Below are 6,393 nucleotides of genomic sequence, written 5' to 3'. Positions count from 1 at the left end.
CGCGGCGCTGCCTCGTAGCTGCTGTTCGACGTGTGAACCGCCCGAGCAGGTCGGCGCTGCGGAGACGACCTGGCGAGGGCACGTGGTGACCCGACGGGGGGCCGGACGGACCCCCACCGTGGATCAGGTCGTCCCCTCACCGGCCGGCCCGCCGGGGCCCGTGCCAGGCCGCAGTCGCCGGCCTGGTTGTGCGGCACCGTCGCCGCCGCATGCAACGCTCCGGCCGCCTCCGCCGTCGGCTTCGCTGCTTGACGCCGCCGTGCCGCCGGGTGCGTTCAGCCTGCTGCCGCACTCCACCGGGCCGGCGCTGTTGTGTTCTTCCCGGGCTGAGTGTGTCGTCCGCCGAGCTGCCGCCGGTTGCCCGGCCGCGCCACTCCGGCCCGCTCGGCGCTGCCCACCGCAGCCCAGGCATGGGCCGCCGTCTGGTAGTCCTGCGGCTGGTAGTCACCGGCATCGGGCGTGTACAGGGCGGTTGCCGCCGTGGCGTGATCGTCGAGGAAGGTGCTGCCCTACCCGCGGGCCCACCGCGTGCCCGTTGCGGCCGCCCGCCCCCGCACCGGCCGGGATGCCGTCTTGTGCATGCGGCTTGTCCGTCCTGGCCGGATGACGGAGATCCCCCCGGCAGGGGTGTTGCCGGGGGTTTCCGCTACTGGTCTCTCTTGGCCGCTCGTCAGATGCGGGTGATGTTGCCGTCCAGGATCGCCCGCAGCCGGTCGATGTCCGCCGGAGCGGCGATGCCTCGCTTGGGGAGGATGGCCATGCCCACGCCGTGCCGGTCGCCCGTGAGCAGTAGGAACAGCTCATCGGTTTCGGTGTACCGGGGCAGCGCGGGCCAGCGGTACGTCATGTCCAGGTCCCGTGAGAACTGCCGTACGCCGTCGTCGTCCACGACGACCCGGAACTCGCCCTGTGCGGCGTACATTCGGTGCATCTGCTGCCCCTGGAGCCCCGGCACCAGCGCGTACAGGCCGAGGAAGAAGGCCAGGGCCACGACGCAGAACACCGTCCCCCCGATGCTGGGCCCCCTGCGGCCGATGAGGTTCAGCACGAGGGCTCCCAGCATGAGAAGCCCGCACGCCAGCAGGATTCCGTTCTGCAGCCGCCCTGACGGGGTGGCCTTGGCCCGGGCGCGGATCGCCCCCACCGCGTCGGCGAGGACGGGCAGATACGCCAGCTCCACCGTGTCACGCGTCGTTGTGGACCGCTCTTCGGTCACGGACCCTCCCGGTCGTAGGTGAGACAGCCCGTGATCGTAGCGGCCCGGTCCGACAATCGGATGTTCACCCTCCGGCCGCCCGGCGAGCAGCCGGGGGAGCACAAGCTCATCGAATACCAGGACCGGCTCATCGGCGCCCGCTGCGAGGTCAATACGACACCGCCCAAGCCCCTCACGGCCTACGAACGCCCCTGACCGTCGATCACAAGCCGGACTGGGCTCTGCGGACGACCGCGGCGCCGAGGAAGGCCCGGCAGGACATCTGCTCGCGGGCAGCGCCGACGGACTGACCTTTGAACGAGTGGGGGTGGCCTGGACCCACATCCCGCCACCGGGCTCCGGCCGGGATTCCCAGCATGTACGGCCCCGCATGCCGGGTGGGGGACGGCCCTAGAGTTCCTGATGGACTGAGCACATGGCTGGTCGAATGAGTAGCAGCACTCACGCGCCCCGGCGTCGCTCCGCGCTGAACTGTCTCCATGCCGACGATCACCTCCGACACCCCGGGCACCCGCGAGACCCGCGCCACCGGCACCTGGATCCCGCCACTCCTCTCGACCCTGGCCACGCTCCCCCTGGGCTACCTGGCCCTCGTCTACGCGCTTCTCTCCCCGATGGTGTGCGACTCCTGCGACCGGGAGGAAAGCCGCCGCTTCACCGAAAGCTTCATGCCGGCCTTCTGGACCGTCCCCGGAGGCCTGGTCCTCTCCCTGGCCCTACTGGTCACGGCCTGGGTCCTCCCTCGCCGCGTCCGCCACACCCGCCGCCGCATCCAATTCGCCGCGGCAGCGCCCCTGACAGTGGTCGCCACCTGGCTGCTCTTCGTCGCCCTCGTCGACTGGCCGTGATCGCCGCGGCTGCAGGAGACCACCAGCACCGGCATCATCACCGAGGCGCGCGCCCGCTTCGGGTTCACCACAGCGCCCGGCACGACCGACGACGCCCGCGTGCGCTCCGGCCCCGGTCCTTGCCGCCGCAGTGCGTACGAGGCCTGTTGGATGCGGCTGACGTCGGGCGCAACCGAACGCGAGCTGCCGTCGATCACGGCGGAAGGACCCAAGCACGTCTGCTGCACCGGCCGACGCAGGATCATCAGCCTGCCGGACAGGCATGGCACGACCGAGCAGCCGGAAACCGGCAGCAAACGACCGGATGTGACGCATCGTGCCGCGCGGCAATGCCATGTGCGCAGTCCGCGTCAAGGCTGGCCGCCCTGTGAGACCTCACACCCCGGAAGAAGCCGAGGCGCCGGCGCGCCCTACGGCGAGAGCGGAGCTTGAGGAGACAATCCGCGTCTCGAGTCGCTTCAGTCACTGACGCGCAGCGCCACACGCCTCGACCTGCTGTTGTCTACGCCAGGACCGGCTCCACCACGGCGGGGGAGGGGGAGTGGCGCGGAACGTCGGCCGCGACGCGGATGAACTCCTTGAAATCCTCGTACCCGTGCCCTGCCAGGATGACCTGAAGACCGAAGACAAGGGCATACCCGACGTCGACAACCTCGTTGTCGGCATCCCCGTACCGGTCACGGAGCTCGTCCAGGATGGCGTCAGCAGGGTGCATCGGCCTACCGATCCGGGCATAGACCCGGCTGAACGACGCCACGCAGCAGTCGAGGAAAGGCCCGTACTCCTCGCCCATCAGACGCCGCATGCTCTCCACCTGGCTCAGTGCTGCCTGAAAACGCAGCGACCACGTAGCAGCAGGACCGTAGGTGCGCTCCAGCGCACGCAGCAACGCCACTCCGACGTCATTGCTTCCAGCAGTATCAGCCATGTGCCCTGCCTAGTGGCTGATGTGCCAAGACCTCACGAGGCGCGCCCCACCTTCCTCCGGACGGCCCTGCTCCGGCCGCAACCGAGCCATCGACGGCCAGGTCCTGCCCGGCACGCCGCGGGCCACCGTACGCACCCTGCCGCTGGCTCGTCCTCATGATTCTCAGCGCCCCGTCGGGCCCCGGCTCACTCCGCGGCCCCGATTGCCCCCGCCGCAGTGGGCCGCACGGCACCGTGGGCCCACTGTTCCGTTGGGATCGTGGATCCCTGAGCACGACCGCTGATCCCGTATGACGGCGATCCGCGGCGGTGTTCAGTGCTGGGCGAACTGGACCCGGGTCGGTTGCACCACGTCCGGCCGTATCGCGATCCCGTTGACGGTCAGCCGTTCTCCGTAGATGTCGGTGATCCGGATCGGGCTGCCGCACCCGCTGCCGTCGGCGGAGAGGAAGTAGTTGTAGTCGGTGCGGGACAACTGCCGCCAGCCGCTGGGGGTGCTCACCTCCAGCCGCGCGACCGGATTCCGGTGGCCGATCACCTGGATACCGCACCAATGGGGACTGGATCCGACCTTGTACCGGATGGAGATGGTCTCGGACGTGCTCGGGCTCAGCAGGTGCCAGGTGATCGGGATGCGGCCGAGCTTTCGGTCAGCGAGCTTGGCGAAAGCCTCTTCGCTGAGATCGAGCTGCCCGGGTGCGCAGGGCAGGGGGCATTCGTTCGTGATGCGTACGGTGACCGAGGCGCCGTTCGCCGCGCGGACGAGCACATACGCCCCGCACGCCCGGGAGGACTCGTAATCGGTGGTGTTCATCGCCGCGATCATGAGGTCGTTGCTCGGCCCGAACAGACAAGCACCGTCACCGTTCCCGGCCTCGTAAAGGGTGGCGACTCCCCGATAGGTGGTCTTGGGCTGTATTCGTCCTGGCTGCGACACCGTCTTCGACGTCGTCCGCGGGACCCGGGGAGCCCGCGGGGCATGCGTGCCCGACGGCTGCGCCACGGTGGAGGTCGCACCAGCCGTGGCGGCCGGGGTCTCCGTCGTACGCGGCGTACCTGTCGGGCTCGGAATCGGGCTGACGGCCGGGCTCGGACTGTGTGCCTCGGACGGTGTCCTCGTCTGGCTCCTGGCATCAGGTGCCACCGCGATGGATGCCGCGCCGGTCCTGCGGTCGGGGACCAACGCCAGGACCAGGCAGACGAGAACGCCCGCGGCGGCCAATGCCGCAGCCGTGCCCACCATCAACCTCTGCCTCTGCCTCTGCCTGCGCTTCCGCGCGGCCTGCCTCGCTGTCTGCATGCCTGTCCGATCGGTGATTCGTGGTCGACGGTGCACTGCTCAGTGGCCGCAGGAAGCTCAAAGGTTGCCGACGACTTCCCACCCAGGACTGCGCGCCGACCCGCTCGACACGTGACTTGTCCCCGAACGCCGGCCTCTCGCCCGGTCGATCATGCACTCAGGGCACCGTTCCGGCATGGGTGTCACGGGCTGAGCGGCCGGCCCGGCTGCCCGCCGAACCTTGCCGGCTCCGGGCTCACGAGACCCTTGCGACCTGACCGTCCTCACAAGACCGCGAGCGCCGACGTCGGAGAAGGGCCGGCCCCCCACTCGCCCCCTGCCCGAGGTGCCCTACGGACGACCGCTCAGCAGTTGCCTGGAGGAGCAGGATGAGGCGGATCGGCAAGCCGGGCTTCTTCTTCAGCCGGTTCTCCCCGCGGCGGCGTCGGCGGCGTCGGCCGGCGCCCGCACGTGAGGTGATGTCGAGTGGCTCGGTGGCTGGCGCCGCACTCATGATCTCGGCCGTCGGCCACCTGCATGGGATACGACCTCGCCGGCAGCGTCGGCACGAGAGCAGACCACCACCCACGCAGCGCCTGGAACGGCGCAGCCGGAGCCTTCGGGGAAGTGCTCGCCGGGCCGGGCCGCGAGGTGAGCCGGCTGCTGGCAGAGGTCGACGAAGTGCTGAGGCGCGGAATAGTGCCGCCCGAAGAACTGCCGGTCGCCTTGCCGATCGCGGTGGTACTCGCGGACGCAGGGATCGGGACCGGCGGACTCCACATCCCGATCGACCCTCTTGATCTCTGCCCAGCTGACCCAGCTCGCGCTTCACCCGGCCGTTGTCCCGTACCCGTCTCGAACCCGGAACTCCCGGGCGGCGGACACGAGGCAGGACAAGCGGGCCCGACGTTTTCCACGGCACCGTCACCTTCGCCGCGATCCCCGACCGGCTGCCGCCCCAACCCGTCGGCAGAAGCCGGCGGGAGGCGCTCGAAAACCAGTGGAGCATCACCGCTACGCGCCACTACCGTGCTGCCGAACCACGTCGCCAAGTCAAGGACACGCCGTTGTACACCCTGTGAGACCTCCCGAGCGCTGATCGGTCGCGCGTCGCGCATCTGCGCCGCGCTGCTTCTTGCTGCGGACTTCTCACTGAAATCGGTGTACTTCTGTGCTCAAAAACTGGGTGGTCGTGCCCACCTGCCTGCCGCTCGTTCTCCGTCGTTGCCACGCGTGCGCGTCCGAGCGCTTCCGGGCGAACGGCAAGTTTCGCGTCAACGCACACCACAAGCTCATCGACGCCTGGCTCCTCGCGCTCTGCACCGCTTGCGGGGACACCACAAAACTCGCGGTCCTGGAGCGGGTGAGTGTGCGCTCCGTCCGACCTGAGCTTCTGGACCGGCTGCATGACAACGATCCTGACCTGGCCGCTGAACTGCTCCAGGACCCCGTCGTGCAGCGCCGGAATCGCATCGCCCTCGACTGGGACAACGCCTGGCGCCTCGACACCGGCGGACCGGATCACCAGGACCACGAGGTGATCGACGTCTCGGTCCGCTTTGCGGCGCGCATCCCTGTCCGGCCGGTGCGACTGATCGCTGAAGGGTGCGGGCTCTCGCGGGCCGAGGTCGAGAGGCTGATCACGGAGGGGAAGCTCGTATCGGCGGTCCGGCTGAGCGGCAAGCTCTCCGGCAACTTCACCTTCACCCTCAAGCGCTGAGCCCTCCACGGGACCACGGCCTGTCCGGCAGGATTCGCCGGACAGGCCGTAGCCGGGGCCGTCTCGTCGAGCAAAGGGCTACAGCTCGAGAGCGATCCGCGCCTGGCTCCGTCGCCGCGGCATCCCGCACGCGATCCCTGAGTCGGCCGACCAGGTCCGCGACCGGGCCCGGAAAGGCAGCCGAGGCCCGCCGGCTTTCGACCGCGAGGTCCACAGGCACCGCAACGTCGTGGAACGGTGCATCAACCGACTCAAGCAGTGGCGCGTCATCGCCACCCGTACGAAAAGACCGCCGAGTCCTGCAAAGCAGCCGTCACCCGGCCTCACTCCGGACGTGGGCCTGACATGTGAGAACACCGCCTGGACCGCTGGACCGCTGTACGGGAGTCCGGTCGGTACGTCG

Annotated in this window: 6 protein-coding genes and 1 pseudogene; 4 read left to right on the top strand and 3 right to left on the bottom strand. The window is 69.5% G+C overall.

The genetic code is table 11. The features are described 5' to 3' along the window. Positions 1-670: 670 nt before the first annotated feature. The gene (locus tag IH00_RS42660; protein ID WP_158827715.1) at positions 671-1,216 is read right to left on the bottom strand and encodes a YcxB family protein; all 546 of its coding nucleotides are present in this window, start codon (positions 1,214-1,216) and stop codon (positions 671-673) included. Between the two features lie 60 nt (positions 1,217-1,276). Here IH00_RS42660 and IH00_RS45010 point away from each other — a divergent pair, with 60 nt between their 5' ends. Both IH00_RS45010 and IH00_RS0107030 read left to right on the top strand, forming a co-directional pair. Beyond that, entirely contained in the window at positions 1,277-1,411 is a 135-nt protein-coding gene (locus IH00_RS45010) for a hypothetical protein (protein WP_267882548.1), read from the top strand. A gap of 284 nt (positions 1,412-1,695) precedes the next feature. Next, positions 1,696-2,064 (top strand): hypothetical protein, encoded by a 369-nt coding sequence (locus IH00_RS0107030; protein ID WP_031070746.1) that lies wholly within the window; start codon positions 1,696-1,698, stop codon positions 2,062-2,064. A gap of 502 nt (positions 2,065-2,566) precedes the next feature. Here the strand turns inward: IH00_RS0107030 and IH00_RS0107025 are convergent. After that, positions 2,567-2,959 carry a hypothetical protein gene (locus IH00_RS0107025; protein WP_031070744.1) on the bottom strand — a complete coding sequence of 131 codons (393 nt, stop codon included), beginning with the start codon at positions 2,957-2,959 and terminating at the stop codon, positions 2,567-2,569. 345 nt (positions 2,960-3,304) lie between these two features. Further along, positions 3,305-4,234, bottom strand: a complete 930-nt coding sequence (locus IH00_RS0107020) for an expansin EXLX1 family cellulose-binding protein (RefSeq protein WP_052411285.1) — start codon at positions 4,232-4,234, stop codon at positions 3,305-3,307. A 1,207-nt stretch (positions 4,235-5,441) separates the two neighbouring features. Here IH00_RS0107020 and IH00_RS0107015 point away from each other — a divergent pair. Then, positions 5,442-5,990, top strand: a complete 549-nt coding sequence (locus IH00_RS0107015) for a DUF1062 domain-containing protein (protein WP_031070740.1) — start codon at positions 5,442-5,444, stop codon at positions 5,988-5,990. A gap of 73 nt (positions 5,991-6,063) precedes the next feature. Continuing rightward, a pseudogene (locus IH00_RS43875) lies at positions 6,064-6,270 on the top strand (IS5/IS1182 family transposase); the annotation flags it as partial. Positions 6,271-6,393 lie beyond the last annotated feature (123 nt).

The organism is Streptomyces sp. NRRL S-118 (assembly GCF_000716335.1).
GTDB lineage: Bacteria > Actinomycetota > Actinomycetes > Streptomycetales > Streptomycetaceae > Streptomyces.
Note: the sequence above shows the minus strand (reverse complement) of the source record. Positions and strands in the feature narration are given on the sequence as shown.

Excerpts from the sequence above, each read along its gene's own strand:
- IH00_RS0107020 (WP_052411285.1), bottom strand. The coding sequence starts at position 4,234 with ATGGTGGGCACGGCTGCGGCATTGGCCGCCGCGGGCGTTCTCGTCTGC.
- IH00_RS45010 (WP_267882548.1), top strand. The coding sequence starts at position 1,277 with ATGTTCACCCTCCGGCCGCCCGGCGAGCAGCCGGGGGAGCACAAGCTC.
- IH00_RS0107030 (WP_031070746.1), top strand. The coding sequence starts at position 1,696 with ATGCCGACGATCACCTCCGACACCCCGGGCACCCGCGAGACCCGCGCC.